Raw genomic sequence first — 15,956 nt, 5'->3', positions numbered from 1 at the left:
CATAGAGCGCCGGCGATGGGTGTCCATCGCCGGTTCATCCACAAGGAATTTTGTTCTTTATTTGTTCTAGTTTATCCCTATGATCCTGTCAACCGAATCGAAAACCTTGCCGCAGACGGACATTCAGCCTCGACTCGCCAGCCGGCATCACTAAATAAGGGGCTTGTTCCAGCACAGAAGCAGAAGACGATGAGCGAACTGAAGACGATTTCCATCCGCGGCGCGCGCGAGCACAATTTGAAGGGCATCGATCTCGATCTGCCGCGAAACAAACTCATCGTCATGACCGGCCTTTCGGGATCCGGCAAGTCGTCGCTTGCCTTTGACACGATCTATGCCGAAGGACAGCGACGCTATGTCGAAAGCCTTTCGGCCTATGCGCGCCAGTTCCTTGAAATGATGCAGAAGCCTGACGTCGATCAGATCGACGGCCTGTCGCCAGCGATTTCGATCGAGCAAAAGACGACCTCGCGCAACCCACGCTCGACGGTCGGTACGGTGACCGAGATCTATGACTACATGCGTCTGCTCTTTGCCCGCGTCGGCGTACCCTATTCGCCCGCGACCGGGCTGCCGATCGAGAGCCAGACGGTCAGCCAGATGGTCGATCGCGTGCTGGAATTCGCAGAAGGCACGCGTCTCTATATTCTCGCCCCGCTCGTGCGCGGGCGTAAGGGGGAGTACAAGAAGGAACTGGCAGACCTGATGAAAAAGGGTTTCCAGCGCGTCAAGGTCGACGGCCAATTCTACGAGATCGCCGACGTGCCAGCCCTGGACAAGAAGTACAAGCACGATATCGACGTCGTGGTCGACCGTATTGTGGTGCGGCCGGATATGGCGTCGCGCCTTGCCGACAGCTTCGAGACTTCGCTCAAGCTCGCCGATGGCCTCGCCGTTGCGGAATTCGCCGACAAGCCGCTGCCGCCGGAAGAAACTGCCGCCGGCGGCTCCGCCAACAAGTCGCTTAACGAAACGCATGAACGCGTTCTCTTCTCCGAGAAGTTCGCCTGCCCGGTATCGGGCTTCACCATTCCCGAGATCGAGCCGCGGCTTTTTTCCTTCAACAATCCAGCCGGCGCCTGCCCGACCTGCGACGGTCTCGGAGCGCAGCAGAAGATCGACGCCAACCTGATCGTGCCGGAGCCTGAGCGCACGCTGCGCGATGGCGCCATTGCGCCGTGGGCGAAGTCGACCTCTCCCTATTACAATCAGACGCTCGAAGCTCTCGGTAAGCACTATGGCTTCAAGCTCGGCGCCCGTTGGAACGATCTTTCGGACCAGGCGAAGGATGTCATCCTGAATGGTACCGACGAAAAGATCGAGTTCCACTATGCCGATGGCGCGCGGTCCTATACCACGCACAAGAATTTCGAGGGCATCATCACCAATCTCGAGCGTCGCTGGAAGGAGACGGATTCCGCCTGGGCGCGAGAGGAAATCGAGCGCTATATGTCGGCAGCCCCCTGCCCGTCTTGTGGCGGTTTCCGCCTGAAGCCGGAGGCGCTTGCCGTCAAGATCAATACGCTGCATATCGGCCAGGTGACCGACATGTCGATCCGCGTCGCCCGAGACTGGTTCGAGGTCCTGCCGCAGTCGCTGAGCGCCAAGCAGAACGAGATTGCCGTTCGCATTCTCAAGGAGATCCGCGACCGCCTGCGCTTCCTCAATGACGTAGGCCTGGATTATCTCAGCCTGTCGCGAAACTCCGGCACCTTGTCGGGCGGCGAGAGCCAGCGCATCCGGTTGGCGTCGCAGATCGGTTCCGGCTTGACCGGCGTATTGTATGTCCTCGACGAGCCATCGATCGGTTTGCATCAGCGCGACAACGCCCGGCTGCTTGATACGCTGAAGCACCTTCGCGATATCGGCAACACCGTGATCGTGGTCGAGCATGACGAGGACGCGATCTTGACCGCCGACGATGTCGTCGACATCGGTCCCGCCGCCGGCATTCATGGTGGCCAGGTGATCGCCCATGGCACGCCACAGGAGATCATGGCGAACCCTAAGTCGCTGACCGGCAAATATCTGTCCGGTGAACTCGGCGTTCCGGTTCCCGACGAGCGCCGTAAGCCCAAGAAGGGCAAGGAAATCAAGGTCGTCGGCGCCCGCGGCAACAATCTGAAGAATGTCACCGCCTCCATCCCGCTCGGCGTCTTTACGGCGGTCACTGGCGTATCAGGGGGCGGTAAGTCCACGTTCCTGATCGAGACGCTGTATAAATCGGCTGCCCGGCGCGTCATGGGCGCCCGCGAAATCCCGGCTGATCACGATCGCATCGACGGCTTCGAACACATCGACAAGGTCATCGATATCGACCAGTCGCCGATCGGCCGCACGCCGCGTTCCAACCCAGCGACCTACACGGGCGCGTTTACCCCGATCCGTGACTGGTTTGCCGGTCTGCCGGAAGCGAAGGCGCGCGGCTACCAACCGGGACGCTTCTCGTTCAACGTCAAGGGCGGACGCTGCGAAGCCTGCCAAGGCGACGGCGTCATTAAGATCGAGATGCACTTCCTGCCTGATGTGTACGTCACCTGCGACGTCTGCCATGGCAAGCGCTACAACAGGGAGACGCTCGACGTTACGTTCAAGCACAAGTCGATTGCCGACGTGCTCGACATGACCGTCGAGGAAGGCGTCGATTTCTTCGCTGCCGTCCCGGCTGTGCGCGACAAGTTGCAGGCCCTGAAGGATGTCGGCCTCGGCTACATCAAGGTCGGACAGCAGGCGAATACGCTGTCCGGTGGCGAGGCGCAGCGCGTCAAGCTGGCAAAGGAACTGTCGAAGCGATCGACGGGCCGCACCCTCTACATCCTCGACGAGCCTACGACCGGCCTGCATTTCCACGACGTCGCCAAGCTCCTGGAGATGCTGCAGGAGCTGGTCAACCAGGGGAATTCGGTCGTCGTCATCGAGCACAATCTCGAAGTCATCAAGACGGCGGACTGGATTCTCGATTTCGGTCCGGAAGGTGGCGATGGCGGCGGGGAGATCGTCGCCGTCGGCACGCCGGAAGCGATCGTCAAGGAGAAGCGGTCCTATACCGGGCAGTTCCTGAAGGAGCTGCTTGAGCGGCGTCCCACACGAAAAACTGTTGTGGCAGCCGAGTGATGCTGAGAGCGGCGTCGCTCGATGACCTGCAGGCGGTCGAGGCGCTGACCGCCGAAGCCTATGCTCCATACCCGCTTCTCCTTGGCCGCCCGCCGATTCCCGTTACCGAAGACTACACACCGCGCATCGGTCGCGGTGAGGTCTGGTTGCGGGAGGTGCAAGGAGAGCTTGCCGGCCTGGCCGTCGTTGAACGGCACCCAGACCATGTGATGCTCTTCAGCATTGCTGTCTCCCCGAAATTTCAGGGCGCCCAGTACGGCCTTGCCATTCTGAGATGGGTGGAAGAGACGGCGCGGGAATGGGGGCTTCCGGAAGTTCGTCTCTACACGAATGCTCGCATGGAACGGAATATTGCGCTCTACCGGGCGTTTGGCTTTCAGGAAACGGGTCGCCGCGAGAATCGGCATAGGCCAGGATGGGTGATTGTCGATATGGCAAAGCAAGTCGGCGGACTGAGATAATCAGAGGAGGAAGGAATGACGAAATCCGGCAACATTCGCGTCGGCATCGGCGGCTGGACCTTCGAGGCATGGCGGGACCACTTCTACCCTGGGGATCTGAAGCAGAAGGACGAACTGAACTATGCAAGCCGCAAGCTAAAGGTCATTGAGATCAACGGCACCTATTACAGTTCGCAGAAGCCGGAAACCTTCGCCAAATGGGCCGCGGATGTGCCTGAGGGCTTCATCTTTTCGCTCAAGGCCAGCCGTTTTGTCACCAATCGTCGTGTGCTCGCGGAGGCTGGCGAGTCGATGGAGCGCTTTCTCACTCAGGGCCTGACGGAGCTCGGCCCCCACCTGGGCCCAATCCTCTGGCAGTTCGCCCCGACGAAGAAGTTCGATCCGGATGATTTCGAAGCCTTCCTCAAGCTGCTGCCGAACAAGCAGGATGGCTTGCCTCTGAAGCACGTCGTCGAGGTACGCCATGACTCGTTCAAGGTGCCGGAATTCGTGGCGTTGCTTTCGAAATACGGCGTTGCGCCTGTCTGCGCGGAACACTTCGATTACCCGATGATCGCGGATGTAACTGCCGACTTCGTCTATGCGCGCCTTCAGAAAGGTTCGGACGATATCAGGACCTGCTACTCGCCGGGCGACTTGAAAGACTGGGCTACGCGCCTCGAAACCTGGGCGGATGGCAAGGTACCCGGCGATCTGCCTCTCATCGATGGCGATCGCAAGGTTGCAACCGAACCGCGGGATGTCTTTGCCTTCATGATCCATGAAGGCAAGGTCAATGCGCCCTTTGGGGCGATGGCGCTACAGGAAGCGGTGTTGCGATAGGCTTGTCGTCAGAGCGGACGAACCTCAGTCGCCAGCTCTTCCGCGGTCAGTCCTTTGCCAGCGCGCATGCCGGCCTCTCCATGCATGTAGACGCCGGCCGCGGCCGCCTCGAACGCAGGAACGCCCTGGGCCATCAGCGCTCCAATGACGCCTGCGAGAACATCGCCGGAGCCGGCGGTTGCGAGCCAAACCGGTGCGTTGGTGTTGATGCAGGCTCTGCCGTCAGGCGAGGCGATGACGGTATCGGCGCCCTTGTAGACGATGGCGGCATTCGCCCGTGCCGCGGCAGCCTGCGCTTTTTCGACCTTTCCCATGGCTGTGTCAGCGGCGATATCGGGAAACAGCCGGCCGAACTCCCCCTCATGTGGCGTTAGCACCAGCCGCGGCTCGCCGGAGAACTGTGAAAATAGTTCATCCGGGGCATCCTTAAACGACGAAAGCCCGTCTGCGTCGAGCACGAGATGGCGGTCGGAAAGTGCGGCGACGAAGCGCCGCGCCTTGTCGCCGACTCCGAAGCCTGGGCCGAGAACGAACGTCTGCAGCCGCTCGTCGTGCAGCCAGTTGCCGAGCGCGGCCTCCTCTTCGATCGGATGCAGCATGATCGCCGTAAGGTGCGCCGCATTCTCTGCGACTGCATCTCCCGGCGCGGCGATTGTCACGAGTCCTGCCCCGGCCTTCAGCCCCGCCATCGCCGACATTCGGGCGGCGCCGGTCTTGCCTGTTTCGCCGGAGAAGACGACGAGGTGACCGCGTTTGTATTTATGTGTTTCCAGTCCGCTTGAAGGCAGCACCTGGCGCCAACATTCCGGCTGGTTCTCGGCGATTTGCAGTTTTTTCTCGGCGCGAACGATACGGGCGGGTATGCCAATGTCGAAGACTTCCAGTTCGCCGCACAGTTCGCGCCCGGGCATCAGGAGATGGCCGGGTTTCCGCGTCATGAAAGTAACGGTCCGAACGGCCGTAAAGGCCGCCCCTCGGACGGTTCCCGTACGACCGTCCACGCCCGATGGCAGGTCGACGGCAATTACCGGCACCTGCGCCTGCTTCACTCGCTCAATCACGTCAGCGACGCTCTTCGGAACATCGCGGGCAAGGCCAGCACCGAACAAGGCATCGATGATTACGTCGCCATTCCGTGGCTGATACGTCTCAAGCGGCTGTACTGCGTTCGGAAAACTGTCCCTGGCCCGGGCGGCATCGCCGTTGAGCTTCTCCGGTTCGCCCATCTGGAATACGACGACGGCAACGCCGCTATCAGCTAGCAAGCATGCGGCAACATAGCCGTCGCCGCCGTTGTTGCCCGGACCACAAAGAACGACGGCGCGAAGAACCGCGGGAAAATCACGCAACAAACTGGCGGCGACGGCGGCACCTGCTCGTTGCATAAGGGCATAGCTATCGATGCCGGACGCGGCGGCTGCCGTATCGACTGCTGTCATTTCTTCCGGCGTGAGGAGTAGATTGGAGATTCCCGCGGTCATCGCCGCATTCAAACAGAAATCGCCTAAATAACAACCTGTCGAATGATCGGCGAAAAGATCGAAAAATGTGCAAACGCACAAAGGTTAGGCGAATGGCGAGTTTTGTCATCGACTATTAGCGCGGGGGAATATTCCGAAAAATGAGCCGGATTTGCCGATTGCATGTCGATTGTCGAAGAATTTCAGCCCAAAACCAGTGAAAATCTGCCCGATTATGGGTTCCTGCGCCTGATCTGCGTCAATTTCTGAAAAATCCGCTTCCCAACTGGCACGATAACTGCATCATGACGGAAAGCAGGTCTGAGCCTGCCATTAACGGGAGAAGCGGAGAGTCATTTTCTCATGAAAAAGATCGAAGCGATCATCAAGCCCTTCAAGCTCGACGAAGTGAAGGAAGCCCTTCAGGAAGTTGGCCTGCAGGGTATTACAGTTACGGAAGCGAAGGGCTTCGGTCGCCAGAAAGGCCATACGGAACTCTACCGGGGCGCGGAGTATGTCGTCGATTTCCTGCCGAAGGTGAAGGTGGAGGTTGTCCTCGCGGACGAAAACGCGGAGGCCGTCATTGACGCGATCCGCAAGGCCGCCCAGACCGGCCGCATCGGCGACGGCAAGATTTTCGTCTCCAACGTCGAAGAGGTTATCCGCATCCGTACCGGCGAAACCGGCATCGATGCCATCTAATCTTTATCGCCTTCGGGTGAACCAAAGTATCGTCATCTCAAATAAAGGAACTATTTAATGGCGACCGCAAGCGAAATTCTTAAGCAAATCAAGGAAAACGACGTCAAGTTCGTAGACCTTCGCTTCACCGACCCGAAGGGCAAGCTGCAGCACCTCACGATGGATGTGGTCTGTGTCGACGAGGACATGTTCGCTGACGGCGTCATGTTCGACGGCTCTTCGATCGTCGGCTGGAAGGCCATTAACGAATCCGACATGGTGTTGATGCCAGACCCCGAAACGGTTCACATGGACCCGTTCTTCGCGCAGTCCACCATGGTCATTCTGTGCGATATTCTCGATCCGGTCTCCGGCGAAGCCTACAATCGCGATCCGCGCGGCACCGCCAAGAAGGCTGAAGCCTACCTCAAGGCATCCGGCATCGGCGACACGGTCTTCGTTGGTCCAGAAGCTGAATTCTTCGTCTTCGACGACGTCCGCTACAAGGCAGATCCCTACAACACCGGCTTCAAGCTCGATTCCACGGAACTGCCGTCCAACGACGACACCGAATATGAAACCGGCAACCTCGGCCACCGTCCGCGTGTCAAGGGCGGCTATTTCCCGGTTCCGCCGATCGACAGCTGCCAGGACATGCGTTCGGAAATGCTGACGGTTCTGTCGGAAATGGGCGTGGTCGTCGAAAAGCACCACCACGAAGTGGCGGCTGCCCAGCACGAGCTCGGCATCAAGTTCGACACGCTCGTCCGCAACGCCGACAAGATGCAGATCTACAAGTACGTCGTGCACCAGGTCGCCAACGCTTACGGCAAGACGGCAACCTTCATGCCGAAGCCGATCTTCGGCGACAACGGCTCGGGCATGCACGTGCACCAGTCGATCTGGAAGGGCGGCAAGCCGACCTTCGCCGGCGACGAATACGCAGGCCTGTCCGAAACCTGCCTCTACTACATCGGCGGCATCATCAAGCACGCAAAGGCGCTGAACGCCTTCACCAACCCGTCGACGAACTCCTACAAGCGTCTCGTTCCGGGCTATGAAGCTCCGGTCCTGCTCGCCTACTCGGCCCGCAACCGTTCGGCATCGTGCCGCATTCCGTTCGGCACCAACCCGAAGGCCAAGCGCGTCGAAGTCCGCTTCCCCGATCCGATGGCAAACCCATACCTCGCTTTTGCCGCCATGCTGATGGCCGGTCTCGATGGCATCAAGAACAAGATCCATCCTGGCAAGGCCATGGACAAGGACCTTTATGACCTGCCGCCGAAGGAACTGAAGAAAATCCCGACGGTTTGCGGCTCGCTGCGCGAAGCGCTGGAAAGCCTCGACAAGGACCGCAAGTTCCTAACCGCCGGCGGTGTATTCGACGACGACCAGATCGATAGCTTCATCGAGGTGAAGATGGCAGAAGTCATGCGCTTCGACATGACGCCGCATCCGGTCGAATACGACATGTACTATTCCTCCTAAGAAGAGAGAAAGCCCCGGTTCGCCGGGGCTTTCGCCTGACCGGATGTCACAGTTATTTGATAGCGGATGTGACACTCATGTGACGAGATCCCGCAAAAATCTTGATTTGAGCGGGGCCAATCACCAAATCAGGTGATGAAAGGAAGTCGTACCATGAAAGAAAGAGTAGCAAAGTTCAGTATCGGTGAAGTGGTTCGGCACAAGGTATTTCCGTTTCGCGGCGTGATCTTCGATGTCGATCCGGAATTCGCGAATACGGAAGAATGGTGGAACTCCATTCCCGCCGAAGTGCGCCCCAGCAAGGATCAACCCTTCTACCATCTGCTGGCCGAGAATGATGAAAACGAATACGTTGCCTACGTATCCGAGCAGAACCTGATCAACGATGAAAGCGGCGTACCGCTCCGTAACGAACAGGTCTATCAGATTTTCGATATGGCACCGACGGGGCAGTTCAAACCCAAGATGAACTTGGCCCACTAACGTCCGCTAATATCATTCAAAACCCCGCTCCTCCCGCGGGGTTTTTCTTTGCTTGGGTCGTGTAACAGAAAACCCGGCGCAAGGCCGGGTTCTTTGCGAATCCGATGGCTCAGAATTACTGAGCCTTGGCAGCCTTCTGGGCCTCTTCAAGCTTCTTGCGGGCTTCGTCAGCCTTCTTCTGCATGCTGTCCTGCAGGCTCTTCTGGCTCTCAGCAAGCTTGGAAGCGGAAACCGGTTCGCCATCAAAGGCGCCGGTGAAGCCTTCGAGCGAGATCTTTATCGGGTTCGGCGCGCGGCGGAAGTTGATCGAGGTGAGAACCAGATCGGTGCCCTTCTTCAGGCTGGCGACCATGGCGTCAGTCAGCGGGATCTGGGCGACACAACGGTCGGGCATGCACATCAGGTAGTCGATCTTCTGGGCCTTGCCGCCGTCGATCTGCATCGCGACACCTGGCGGGATCAGACGAGCCGGCGGAACCGAAACCTGAAGGCTCTTGTTGTTGATCTTGCCGGAAACGCTGATGAGGCCAACGCCCGTGACGAGCTGGCCGCCGCCTGCGAGAACAACGTTCTGAACGACGCAGACATCATTGTCTTCCTGCTTGCTACAGGTCTTGTACCAGCCGAGACGCGGGGCGCCGGCAGCAGTAGCCGGGTCGGCGGAGGCCGCTGCATCCTGCGCGAAGGACGATACGGGAGCTGCTGCAGCACCGAGCATCACTGCCAGAACGGACAGGGCTGCCCGCGTTTTGTTTTCAGCCTTGAACATCATAACGAATTCCGTCTCCTGAAATCCCTTAGGGACGACAACGTGCCATCCTCACCAACAGGGTTGTTCGCAATCCACCTCTTAGAACAATGAGGCAAATGCATGACCCCCCGACTTCGGGTTCCCCTGTTACATTGCGTCGGGCCAGATATCCAGTATTTCTTTGACCTTTTCGGGGTCATCCGAAAGAATTCGGCGCGGATGGTGAACTGCGGTGGCTGCATGATAGTCTTGCGCCGAATCGTGCCGTTCCCTGAAAGGACCTCAACGATGCTTCGGATCGTTCTTCCCGTCATTTTTACACTCGTTGGCAGCGCGGCTCTCGCTGAGCCGGTGCATGGCATCGCGATGCATGGCGTGCCGGCCCTGCCCGCCGATTTCAAGCACCTTCCTTACGTCAATCCCGATGTGAAAAAGGGTGGGAAGATCAGTTATGGCGTCGTCGGGACCTTCGACAGCCTCAATCCCTTTATCTTGAAAAGCATGCGCACGACGGCGCGCGGCATGTGGGATCCGGAGTACGGAAATCTCGTTTTCGAGACGCTGATGCTGCGCTCGCGCGACGAACCCTTCGCCCTCTACGGCCTGCTGGCAGAGTCCGTCGAATGGGACGAAGACCGGACGTTTATCCAGTTCAATCTCAATCCAGCCGCCAAATGGTCGGACGGGCAGCCGGTGACGCCCGATGATGTGATTTTCACTCTCAATCTGCTCAAGGAAAAGGGGCGCGTTCCCTTCAGCACGCGATTGAATGCGGTCGAGAAGATGGAGAAGGTGGGCGACCACAGCGTTCGTTTCACCTTCAACGACAAGGCTGATCGCGAATTCCCGATGATTTTGGCCGGCTCCACGCCGATCCTGCCGAAACATGCCATCGATCCAGAGACATTCGATCGTTCGACGCTCACACCTCCCGTGGGATCTGGTCCTTACAAGATCAAGTCTTTGAAGCCCGGCGAGAGCATCACCTTCGAACGCGATCCCAATTACTGGGGCAAGGACATTCCGGCCAAGGTTGGGCTCGACAACTACGATCAGATAACGGTGCAGTATTTCCTGCAGGACACCACCCTGTTCGAGTCTTTCAAGAAGGGTGACATCGATATCTATCCGGACGGAAGTCCCGGCCATTGGGCAAGTGCTTACAATTTCCCGGCAGTGACCTCAGGCAACGTCCTCAAGGATACGTTCGAACCCAAGCTGCCGAGCGGCATGTTCGGCTTCGTCTTCAACACCCGGCGGCCGGTCTTTGCCAACGCGAAGCTTCGCGAGGGGCTGTCGCTGGTCTTCGATTTCGAATGGGCGAACAAGAACCTCTTCTCGAACGCTTATATCCGCACTGCGAGTTTCTGGCAGAACTCGGATCTGTCGAGTTTCGGGGTGCCGGCGGACGAACGCGAGCTGAAGCTTCTCGGCCCGATCAAGGATCGAATCGATCCAGCGATCCTGGATGGCACCTACAAGCTCCCAGTCACCGACGGATCGGGCCGCGATCGCAATGTCCTGAAGCAGGCAGCCGCGCTCCTCAAGGAAGCAGGGTATACGATCAAGAATGGCAAGATGAGCGACACCGACGGACGTCTGCTTGCTTTCGAGATCATGACGCAGAACACCGACCAGGAGAAGCTCGCAGTCTCCTATCAGCGTTCACTGCAACTGCTCGGCATTGTCGCGACCATCCGCACGGTGGACGATTCCCAATATCAGAGCCGCACGAGCAGCTTCGACTATGACGTGATCATCAAGTCCTATACGTCGTCCCTCTCGCCGGGCATCGAACAGCTCGGACGTTGGTCTTCCGCGGCCAAGGAGCGCGAAGGCACAGACAATTTCGCCGGAGTTTCCGACCCTGACATCGATACGCTGATCCAGCACATCCTTATGGCCCGGTCGGCTGAAGACTTTACCGCGGCGGTGCGTTCTCATGATCGGATGTTGCTGTCGGGGCACTATGTCCTGCCGCTTTACCATGTTGATCAGCAGTGGGTTGCGCGCAGCAAGCGCATCGCTCATCCGGACTCCGTGCCGCTCTATGGCTACCAGTTGCCGGCATGGTGGGATCAGAGCGTCCAATAGCAGGTTCCTTTTTTCTGCCTGGTTGAAGTCGCCCGCCGCAGGGACTAGATGGCGGGAAGGTTTCGATTTGAGAAAGAAGGAAAAGCCCATGGAACGCATTACCATCGACGTTGTCTCCGACGTCGTCTGCCCGTGGTGCTATCTCGGTAAGGCCCGGCTCGAGCTTGCGATCGCTGAAGTTCAGGACGATGTCGGCGTGGATATCAACTGGCGCCCCTACCGCCTCAACCCCGATTATCCGCCTGATGGCGTCGACCAGAAGAAGGCGCTGGAGGAGAAGCTTGGCGGTGCCGAGCGCGTTGCCCAAGGACACAAGATGCTGACTGAGCTTGGTCGTGAAGTCGGCATCAAGTTCGATTTTGACGCGATCAAGATCGGCCCGAATACGCTGGATGCGCATCGCCTGATCCATTGGGCAATGGTTGAGGACCGCGACAAGGCGGACAAGGTCGTCAACGGCCTGTTCAAGGCGAACTTCGAGGAAGGCCGCAATGTCGGCGATCATGCCGTGCTGCTCGACGTTGCCGAGAAGGCAGGCCTTGACCGCACGGTCACTGCGTCGCTGCTCGCCTCCGATGCCGATAAGGTCCTGGTGGTCGAAGAGATCGAGGCGGCGCAGAAGATGGGCGTGAACGGTGTGCCGTTCTTTATCTTCGATCAGCAATACGCCGTCAGCGGCGCTCAGACGCCGGACGTTCTGGCAGGCGCGCTTCGCGACATCGCCAAGGCGAAGGCGGAAGCGCGCGCCGGCATGAACTGAGCCCTTACCCCTTCGCCATTTCCGCAAGCTGCGTCATGATAACGGCTGCGCCCTGCAGCCGCTTTTCCGGCGTCGGCAGATCGCGTGTGAGGAAGACGCTCTGGTCCGGCCGAATCTTTGCCATGGTCCCCTGCTTGGCGATGTAGCCAACCAGGTTCGCTGGATGCGGAAACTCCTTATTGCGGAACTGGATGACCACCCCCTTGGGACCTGCATCCAGCTTCTCCACGTTGGCGACCCGGCAGAGCGATTTCACATACACGATCTTTAGAAGGTGCTGGACCTCGATCGGCATGGGGCCGAAGCGATCGATCATTTCTGCGCCGAAGGCATCGATTTCCTTCAGTTCCGTGATCTCGCCGAGGCGGCGATAGAGTGCCATGCGCAGATGCAGGTCCGGCACGTAACCGTCGGGGATCATCACCGACGTGCCCACAGAGATCTGCGGCGACCAGCCGGTATCCTGGATTTCGTCGACGCCCTTCACCTCGGCCACCGCCTCTTCCAGCATCTGCTGGTAGAGCTCGAAGCCGACCTCCTTAATGTGGCCGGACTGCTCTTCGCCGAGCAGGTTTCCTGCGCCGCGGATGTCGAGATCGTGGCTGGCCAACTGGAAGCCGGCGCCGAGCGTGTCGAGCGACTGCAGCACCTTGAGGCGCCGTTCCGCCGTCGCCGTCAGCACCTTGTTGACCGGCAGCGTGAAGAGCGCAAAGGCGCGCACCTTCGAACGTCCGACGCGACCACGCAGCTGGTAGAGCTGCGCCAGGCCGAACATGTCGGCGCGGTGCACGATCAGCGTATTGGCCGTTGGCACGTCGAGTCCCGATTCCACGATCGTCGTCGACAACAGCACGTCATAGCGGCCCTCGTAGAAGGCGTTCATGATGTCCTCAAGCTCGCCGGCGGGCATCTGGCCGTGCGCGACCGCGACCTTCAGCTCCGGTACATCCGACCGCAGGAAGGCATGCACATCCTCCAGATCGGCAAGCCGCGGGCAGACATAGAAGCTTTGGCCACCGCGATAGTGCTCGCGCATCAGCGTTTCGCGGATGACAAGCGAATCGAAGGGCGAAATGAAGGTGCGAACCGCCATGCGGTCGACCGGCGGCGTCGTGATCAGCGACAGCTCGCGCACCCCAGTCATCGCGAGCTGCAGCGTGCGCGGGATCGGTGTCGCCGAGAGCGTCAGCACATGGACATCGCTTTTCAGCTCCTTCAAGCGTTCCTTGTGCTTGACGCCGAAATGCTGCTCTTCGTCGATGATCAGCAGCCCGAGATTGGCAAACTTGATCCCGGCACCAAGAAGCGCATGGGTGCCGACGACGATATCCGTCTTGCCCTCTGCTACTTCCTTCTTCGTTAACGCCAATTCCTTCGACCCGACGAGGCGTGAGGCTTGCTGGATGCGAACCGGCAGGCCGCGGAACCGCTCGGCGAAGGTCTTGAAGTGCTGGCGCGCTAGCAGTGTGGTCGGCACGACGACGGCAACCTGTATGCCGTTCATCGCCGCAACGAAGGCAGCACGAAGCGCCACCTCAGTCTTGCCGAAACCGACGTCGCCGCAAACGAGGCGATCCATCGGCCGACCGGCTCCAAGGTCGGAGCGCACAGCCTCGATGGCATTATCCTGATCCTCCGTCTCGTCGTAAGGGAAGCGCGCGGCAAACTCGTCGTAAAGCCCTTCCGGCGTCGTTAGCACGGGCGCATGCCGCGTCAGTCGCTCAGCTGCGATACGGATCAGCCCATCCGCCATATCGAGCAGCCGCTTCTTGAGCTTGGCCTTGCGCATCTGCCATGCGCCGCCGCCGAGCTTGTCGAGTTGCGCTTCCGTCCCCTCTCCGCCATAGCGCGACAGAAGGTCGATGTTCTCGACCGGCAGGAACAGCTTCGCGTCGTCTGCGTATTGCAGTTCGAGGCAGGCATGCGGTGCGCCCGCCGCTTCGATCGTTCTCAGGCCGACAAACCGACCGATACCGTGCTGTGCGTGGACGACGACCGAACCTTCGTCGAGCCCGGCAACTTCGGAGATGAAATCGGCGGCGCGCTTGCGTCGCTTCGAACGCCGCACCATGCGGTCGCCGAGAATGTCCTGTTCGCCGATGACGACGAGATTGCCGACTTCAAATCCGGATTCGAGGCTGAGCACGCCGGCAGCCGCCTCGCCTTTGGCAAGGCCATCCATCTCCTTCAGCGCGCCGACCGGCTTCACGCGCTCGAGCCCGTGTTCGCTCAGCACCTGCAGCAGACGCTCCAGCGAACCTTCCGACCAGGCGGAAATCAGGACCTTCGCGCCAGCCGAGCGCTTGTCGGCAATATGCTTCACGACAGCGTCGAACACATTGATCCGCTCGGCATTGCCGCCACCCTCGGCATTCGAGCGTGCCCAGCGCTCGCCTTGCCGCGCGTCGAGATTGATCACACGCCGCGCCTCTCCCTCATGCTCGTTAAAGGGCGAGATTCGCATCGCGTTGAACGCGTCGAGCGTGCTGGCGAACGTCTTTCCGTCCAGGTAGAGTTGGCTGGGCGTCACGGGCTTGTAGGGTGTCCCTTGCGCCATCTGTCCCTTGCTGGGCTGCCCGGAACTGAGGCGGGCGTCATAGTAGTCGAAGACGAGCTTGGACCGTTCCTCGGCGGCCTGGCGCACAGTATGATCGGTGACCATCCGGAAGTCTTTGAGATAGTCGAATACCGTCTCCAGCTTCTCGTAGAAAAGCGGCAGCCAATGCTCCATGCCTGGGTAGCGTCGGCCCTCCGATATGGCGAGATAAAGCGCATCGTCGCGTGTCGCCGCGCCGAAGGAAGAGAGGTAATTCTTCCGGAAACGGCTGATCGTATCGGGCGTCAGTGTGACCTCGCTCATCGGGTTGAGGTCGAGGGAGCGCACCTGCCCTGTGGTGCGCTGACTTGCCGGGTCAAAGCTTCGGATGCTTTCCAGCGTGTCGCCGAAGAAATCGAGGCGAACAGGCTCCTCGGAGCCCGGCACGAAGACGTCGAGAATACCGCCGCGCACCGCATATTCGCCGACCTCGCGAACCGTTGCGACGCGGTCGAAGCCGTTGCGTTCAAGGCGCCCGGCAACATCGTCCATGCGCACCGTATTTCCGGGGCGAGCTGAGAAGGCAAGGCTTTCGATAATCTCTTGTGGGGCGACTTTCTGCAGCATTGCATTGACTGTCACCAGCACGATCGCGGCATGTGGCTTCTTGTGATGCGCGATCAGGCCGCCCAGCGCCGCGAGACGGCGTGCCGACGTATCGGCGCTCGGGGAAACGCGGTCGTAAGGAAGACAGTCCCAGGCCGGCAAGGTCAGAACCGGGATCTCCGGCACAACGAAGCCCAGCATCTGCTCAAGGTCCACCATCCGCTGGCCGTCGGAAAGCACGTAAGCGACCGGCTCTCCGGCGCGCGCCAGGTCGGCCAGCAACAAAGCTTCCATACCTGTCGGCACATTGCCGATTGTCAGCGGCTCGGCGACGGCTGACAGCTTCCTTACGTCAAAACCTGAGGTCATTAGGCATTCCTGGGCAGGGCGTCGGCTGGATATTCGAAATCGGGCTTGTAAGCGGCAAGGCGCGCAAACATCGGCGTCTGGAAACGCTCAGGCACCGGCCATGTTCCCATGATCCAGCGCACGAGATCGTTGTCCTCTTCGGCCATGATGGTTTCGAACTCGTCGAGTTCGGTCTCGGACAGGGTGGCGATCTCCTTCTCGGCGAACTGCCCGAAGACCAGATCCATTTCGCGGATGCCGCGATGCCAGCAGCGAAAGAGGATTCGGCGGCGGCGCGGATCAAGATCGGCGCTCGAGAGTGACACACCCGTCATGGCTTTACCTTCCTGTT

The 15,956-nt window shown here is 59.6% G+C and carries 12 protein-coding genes; 8 read left to right on the top strand and 4 right to left on the bottom strand.

Features of this window, described 5'->3' with window-relative positions:
• Positions 1-189: 189 nt before the first annotated feature.
• Genes uvrA through IB248_RS26605 form a run of 3 tightly spaced genes read left to right on the top strand, consistent with a single transcriptional unit; the run spans position 190 to position 4,397 of the window.
• Complete coding sequence (uvrA, locus tag IB248_RS26615; protein WP_113470455.1) at positions 190-3,114, top strand: excinuclease ABC subunit UvrA; 2,925 nt, start codon at positions 190-192, stop codon at positions 3,112-3,114.
• The gene (locus IB248_RS26610) at positions 3,111-3,575 is read left to right on the top strand and encodes a GNAT family N-acetyltransferase (RefSeq protein WP_192241910.1); all 465 of its coding nucleotides are present in this window, start codon (positions 3,111-3,113) and stop codon (positions 3,573-3,575) included. Before uvrA ends, IB248_RS26610 begins: the two co-directional genes overlap by 4 nt.
• Before the next feature lie 15 nt (positions 3,576-3,590).
• Complete coding sequence (locus tag IB248_RS26605) at positions 3,591-4,397, top strand: DUF72 domain-containing protein (RefSeq protein WP_192241909.1); 807 nt, start codon at positions 3,591-3,593, stop codon at positions 4,395-4,397.
• Positions 4,398-4,405: 8 nt separating this feature from the next.
• Here IB248_RS26605 and IB248_RS26600 read toward each other — a convergent pair whose 3' ends face one another.
• Positions 4,406-5,878, bottom strand: coding sequence for a bifunctional ADP-dependent NAD(P)H-hydrate dehydratase/NAD(P)H-hydrate epimerase (locus IB248_RS26600; RefSeq protein ID WP_018855035.1), 1,473 nt, complete (start codon positions 5,876-5,878; stop codon positions 4,406-4,408).
• A gap of 342 nt (positions 5,879-6,220) precedes the next feature.
• Here IB248_RS26600 and IB248_RS26595 point away from each other — a divergent pair, with 342 nt between their 5' ends.
• The 3 genes from IB248_RS26595 to hspQ all read left to right on the top strand — a co-directional run bounded on the left by IB248_RS26595 (position 6,221) and on the right by hspQ (position 8,509).
• Positions 6,221-6,559, top strand: a complete 339-nt coding sequence (locus tag IB248_RS26595) for a P-II family nitrogen regulator (RefSeq protein WP_003539626.1) — start codon at positions 6,221-6,223, stop codon at positions 6,557-6,559.
• Positions 6,560-6,616: 57 nt separating this feature from the next.
• On the top strand, positions 6,617-8,026 hold the full coding sequence (gene glnA, locus IB248_RS26590; RefSeq protein ID WP_018855034.1) for a type I glutamate--ammonia ligase: 1,410 nt from the start codon (positions 6,617-6,619) through the stop codon (positions 8,024-8,026).
• 153 nt (positions 8,027-8,179) lie between these two features.
• Entirely contained in the window at positions 8,180-8,509 is a 330-nt protein-coding gene (hspQ, locus tag IB248_RS26585; RefSeq protein ID WP_025660985.1) for a heat shock protein HspQ, read from the top strand.
• A gap of 115 nt (positions 8,510-8,624) precedes the next feature.
• Here hspQ and IB248_RS26580 read toward each other — a convergent pair whose 3' ends face one another.
• Positions 8,625-9,281, bottom strand: a complete 657-nt coding sequence (locus IB248_RS26580; RefSeq protein WP_018855032.1) for an invasion associated locus B family protein — start codon at positions 9,279-9,281, stop codon at positions 8,625-8,627.
• 267 nt (positions 9,282-9,548) lie between these two features.
• Between IB248_RS26580 and IB248_RS26575 the strand changes: the two genes are divergently transcribed.
• Both IB248_RS26575 and IB248_RS26570 read left to right on the top strand, forming a co-directional pair.
• Positions 9,549-11,354 carry an extracellular solute-binding protein gene (locus tag IB248_RS26575; protein WP_192241908.1) on the top strand — a complete coding sequence of 602 codons (1,806 nt, stop codon included), beginning with the start codon at positions 9,549-9,551 and terminating at the stop codon, positions 11,352-11,354.
• A gap of 88 nt (positions 11,355-11,442) precedes the next feature.
• Positions 11,443-12,114, top strand: a complete 672-nt coding sequence (locus IB248_RS26570) for a DsbA family oxidoreductase (protein ID WP_192241907.1) — start codon at positions 11,443-11,445, stop codon at positions 12,112-12,114.
• Between the two features lie 4 nt (positions 12,115-12,118).
• Here IB248_RS26570 and mfd read toward each other — a convergent pair whose 3' ends face one another.
• Both mfd and IB248_RS26560 read right to left on the bottom strand, forming a co-directional pair.
• Positions 12,119-15,625: a transcription-repair coupling factor gene (mfd, locus tag IB248_RS26565; RefSeq protein WP_192241906.1), complete on the bottom strand. Its 3,507-nt coding sequence runs from the start codon at positions 15,623-15,625 to the stop codon at positions 12,119-12,121.
• On the bottom strand, positions 15,625-15,939 hold the full coding sequence (locus tag IB248_RS26560; RefSeq protein ID WP_018855028.1) for a succinate dehydrogenase assembly factor 2: 315 nt from the start codon (positions 15,937-15,939) through the stop codon (positions 15,625-15,627). Before IB248_RS26560 ends, mfd begins: the two co-directional genes overlap by 1 nt.
• Positions 15,940-15,956 lie beyond the last annotated feature (17 nt).

This window comes from Rhizobium sp. RHZ01 (genome assembly GCF_014851595.1).
In the GTDB taxonomy this organism is placed as follows: domain Bacteria; phylum Pseudomonadota; class Alphaproteobacteria; order Rhizobiales; family Rhizobiaceae; genus Rhizobium; species Rhizobium altiplani.
The sequence above is the reverse complement of the archived record's forward strand: the minus strand, read 5'-3'. Positions and strand labels throughout refer to the sequence as shown.

Coding starts and splice junctions, on each gene's coding strand:
- IB248_RS26575 (WP_192241908.1), top strand. CDS start 9,549: ATGCTTCGGATCGTTCTTCCCGTCATTTTTACACTCGTTGGCAGCGCG.
- hspQ (WP_025660985.1), top strand. CDS start 8,180: ATGAAAGAAAGAGTAGCAAAGTTCAGTATCGGTGAAGTGGTTCGGCAC.
- IB248_RS26595 (WP_003539626.1), top strand. CDS start 6,221: ATGAAAAAGATCGAAGCGATCATCAAGCCCTTCAAGCTCGACGAAGTG.
- IB248_RS26580 (WP_018855032.1), bottom strand. CDS start 9,281: ATGATGTTCAAGGCTGAAAACAAAACGCGGGCAGCCCTGTCCGTTCTG.
- IB248_RS26560 (WP_018855028.1), bottom strand. CDS start 15,939: ATGACGGGTGTGTCACTCTCGAGCGCCGATCTTGATCCGCGCCGCCGC.
- mfd (WP_192241906.1), bottom strand. CDS start 15,625: ATGACCTCAGGTTTTGACGTAAGGAAGCTGTCAGCCGTCGCCGAGCCG.
- IB248_RS26605 (WP_192241909.1), top strand. CDS start 3,591: ATGACGAAATCCGGCAACATTCGCGTCGGCATCGGCGGCTGGACCTTC.
- uvrA (WP_113470455.1), top strand. CDS start 190: ATGAGCGAACTGAAGACGATTTCCATCCGCGGCGCGCGCGAGCACAAT.
- IB248_RS26570 (WP_192241907.1), top strand. CDS start 11,443: ATGGAACGCATTACCATCGACGTTGTCTCCGACGTCGTCTGCCCGTGG.
- glnA (WP_018855034.1), top strand. CDS start 6,617: ATGGCGACCGCAAGCGAAATTCTTAAGCAAATCAAGGAAAACGACGTC.
- IB248_RS26600 (WP_018855035.1), bottom strand. CDS start 5,878: ATGACCGCGGGAATCTCCAATCTACTCCTCACGCCGGAAGAAATGACA.